Annotated in this window: 3 protein-coding genes; all 3 read left to right on the forward strand. The window is 29.7% G+C overall.

Features of this window, described 5'->3' with window-relative positions:
* Positions 1-369: 369 nt before the first annotated feature.
* Positions 370-1,257 carry an ABC transporter ATP-binding protein gene (locus RYK99_RS08785; RefSeq protein ID WP_314991852.1) on the forward strand — a complete coding sequence of 296 codons (888 nt, stop codon included), beginning with the start codon at positions 370-372 and terminating at the stop codon, positions 1,255-1,257.
* A 68-nt stretch (positions 1,258-1,325) separates the two neighbouring features.
* Complete coding sequence (locus RYK99_RS08790) at positions 1,326-2,456, forward strand: hypothetical protein (RefSeq protein ID WP_314991853.1); 1,131 nt, start codon at positions 1,326-1,328, stop codon at positions 2,454-2,456.
* Complete coding sequence (locus RYK99_RS08795; protein WP_314991854.1) at positions 2,443-3,423, forward strand: hypothetical protein; 981 nt, start codon at positions 2,443-2,445, stop codon at positions 3,421-3,423. Before RYK99_RS08790 ends, RYK99_RS08795 begins: the two co-directional genes overlap by 14 nt.
* Positions 3,424-3,678: the final 255 nt, after the last annotated feature.

Raw genomic sequence — 3,678 nt, forward strand, 5'->3', positions numbered from 1 at the left:
ATCATAAGGTCTCGCATTTGCGAGGCCTTTTTTTTGTTATGTATAAGATTATTTCTAGGGATATTATCTTGTGTAATAATTAAAAATATATCAACAAAAAAATATATTCTGGACTTTTATTATAAAAGTAGTACAATGTAATTGTTAAAACGGTCACAAATTTATTTTAATAATTGTCTCCAACTGTGGTTAATATGGATAGGAGTTGGTTATAGGAAGCGTTGAAAGCGCTTTAATTAAAATTGGATTATTAAAGTATAAAAAGGTGATAATTCAAATTTTAAACAATCAATTTATATTTTGCTTCAACACAAGAATTTTATACTTGTACGAAATGAACATTTTTTAGAAGAAAGGTGATGGAACAAGATGGACAAAAGGAAATCTCTAAAAATAAATATTGAACAGTTTTCATATACTCCATCTAATCCTATATTTTTAAAAAATAAAATCGAGATTGGATTAGGTGAGATTGTTGGAATAGTAGCACCTAATGGGTATGGAAAGAGTACTCTAATGGATATCATAGCTGGTAATATTGTTTCTTCAAATTGTGAGATTCAGTATAGTGGGTTAAATGCGGGAATGAATATCAAGTATAAAGCTATTGTAACGAAAATGCTTGAGCCGATGGATTTATATGAACAATTAACTGGCCGTGATCATATGGAACTGTTTGCATTCAGTTGGGGGAAGAAGGAAAAAGATATCATTCAAATCGAAGAACTGCTAGGAATGAGTAGCTACATCAAGAAGAAGGTAAGTGTATATTCGTTAGGAATGAGACAAAAGTTATGTTTAGCTTTATGTTTGATTAGTGGTGCGGAAGTGTACCTATTCGATGAAGTTCTGAACGGTTTAGATCAAGAAAATGTAAAAAAGGTTGAATCTGTAATTTTTGATTTAAAGAATAACGGGAATATTGTGCTTTTAGCTTCACATTTATTAGAAAATCTCGATGAATGCTATGATCGCGTACTTTTCTTGAAAGATGGTAAATTAATCGATGTAAAAGCAGTGGATCTCAATCGTAATAAGAAATTGGTAGTACAATTTATTGATGAGTTACATTTGGAACGTTATAAGAATCCTTATCCTGTCGAATTAGTAGCAGACAATAAAATTGTTTTTTCTCCTCAAAATAATAATGAAATAAAGATGATTTTGGATGGTTTGTTGGAAGAAAACTCTGGGGTCATCTCAATATCGTTGGGAAGAGAAAGAATCAGTATGATTTATAGAAGCCTGTACGGTTAGGGGTGGTTTTTATGCTTAGTTTCATATGTAAAATAATGTTTGATTGGAAAACCATTTTAAAGAGAACAATGATTTTTTTGACATTGTCGATTGTGATAATTCTTCCTAAAATTAAAACTGATGATGAAATTATGGAAGAAAGTCGAAATGGTGCATTGATGACTTTACAAATAAATAAACGGGTTGAAAACTTGGGAAGCTCAGGTGGAGAGAGGGGAAAGGATTATCAACAATATTATGAGTTTATTCATAATGTTAATCTATTTAGTCAAAGTTTACTAGACAATAATCTAAGTGATTATTTAAAATATTCTAGATATGCTGCTGAATATGGCGAAACAGTATATGAAAACTTTCCAGAGTTTTTTGGGTACGGAAGTATTGCAATGGAAGTAGATAATGTTCCTTTTAAAACGGCTCAAGAGAATGTGAAGAGAAGTTTCATTAGAGACTATCATAAATTGGAATTTTATAATTCCAAGCTTAAAGAGTTATCTTTTTCAGATGTGCTAAGAAGTGATATCTATGAAATAATCGGAGAAAACAATTTATTTTCTAATTTCTTTCTGATTTTATTTTTAATAGTAGTGCTAATGATGGATATTATTTTGCGTTTTGAGGTGAAAGATTCTGTTTGGAGAACTATACCTAAATCCTTTGTTTCGTATCAAATTAAGAAAAAATTGATTTCTACGTGTTTAGTATTTGGAATGCAAGTTTTCGTAGCGATACTTGTGTTTGTTATGTTACTTCTTACTAAGACTATCAATCCACACATAGTTCCATCAATTGTAATTTTTAGTATGAATAATGAAGTAACAAGTGTTTCAGTGTTCTACTTCATGATTCCTATTTTATTGATTGTATTCTTGCTAGATTTATTGTTTATTATGATAGCCACTATCCTATTTCAAATCACAAAATCTAAAATATTTTCTTCATCTTTCATTCTATTTGTACTATTTTTGGAAAGAATGATGATTCATTCTTCAATGCACCAATATTTTCCAGCGTTGAGTCCAATCTATTATATCGATACGGTGTCAGCTCTAAATGGAAATAAATCACTGATCTACAATTATCCTTTTAGTTATATGGATGCGTGCAAGAGCATATTTATGTATATTTGTTTGCTATTTATTTTGCTAATCTTAATCATTAAGCAACAAGATAGGAGATGTAAATATGGGAATAAGTAGGTGGGTACATAAACTAATTTTCAAGCCGACACTGATTTTTTGTGGATTTGTCTTACTTTTGTTAAGTGGGTTGTTTATATTTGAATCAAGTGTCGGAACTGATGCCATATTTCTGAAAGAAGATTATCAAATTAAGGAAATAGTATTGCAAAATCTAACGGATATTGAAAATAGTGGAGAGACGATTAGCGATGAACTGAAAGAACAAGTGCAACATTTCAACTTCTTAATCAGTAATTTGTATATTGCGTACCGTAATGATAATTATTCCAAATTAAGAGAATTTAATAATCAGAGGGTTGAAAGTGTTGATAGCTTATTAAATGTATTGCCTGAAACAATGAGGGAAAGAATTGCAGCTCTAAAAGCAGGTGTAGAAAAGTCTGCAAAAATAACGGATTATCTAATCGAACACAACATCAACCTTAAAAAGTATAACAAAGTAGCCCCGTTTTTGGAGGTGGCTATAAAGCTATTGCTTATTAGTGTGCTATTGTTGATAAGTGTAGTGCTAATGAATAGAGAAATGGAGATAAATGACAGAAAAGCGGAACTGTATAGGGTAATCCCAATCTCTTCTAAAAAAATCAATCAGAGTAGATTGTGGAATTATCTCTCACATTTATTCTTAATTCCATCTGTTTTCTATATTTTATTACTTGAATTGTTTTGCAGAGTGTTATTGCAAGAATCGATATTTGTAATTCCTATCACCGTTTTTAGCAAAATTCAAGGGAATTGGAATATTATTGCACTGAAGGAAATTGTTATTCCTATGATTGTATATCAATCATTTGTAATAGTAGTTATTTTTTATGGTTTAACCAAGATAAAGATTGTAAAGAAATCGTTAATAACCAATACTATAGAGTTGGGGTATTTTCTTTCAATTGTTAATACAAGCGAGTGGGTAAACTTTTTGCCAACTAGTTGGATTTCGTTTTATCATCTTTTGACTAACCTTTAGATATTGTGCGGTTCTTTCATTTTAGAAAGATGTTGTTGACTTACCTTATCTTGCTAATAAAAATAGAGAGCTCAGTATGCTGTGCTCTCTATTTGTGTTGAAGTAAATATTTTATAGTTTTGTTTTAGTGAATTGTTAAAATTTAACTGATTGTATGGTAATTAATGGGAATATTTAAAATAAACAAATTAATTTTTGATATTTTACTTGCAAAAAATTAAAATTATGTTAGAATTAACATCAAGAATTAATTTG

Source organism: uncultured Gemella sp. (assembly GCF_963537375.1).
Classification (GTDB): domain Bacteria; phylum Bacillota; class Bacilli; order Staphylococcales; family Gemellaceae; genus Gemella.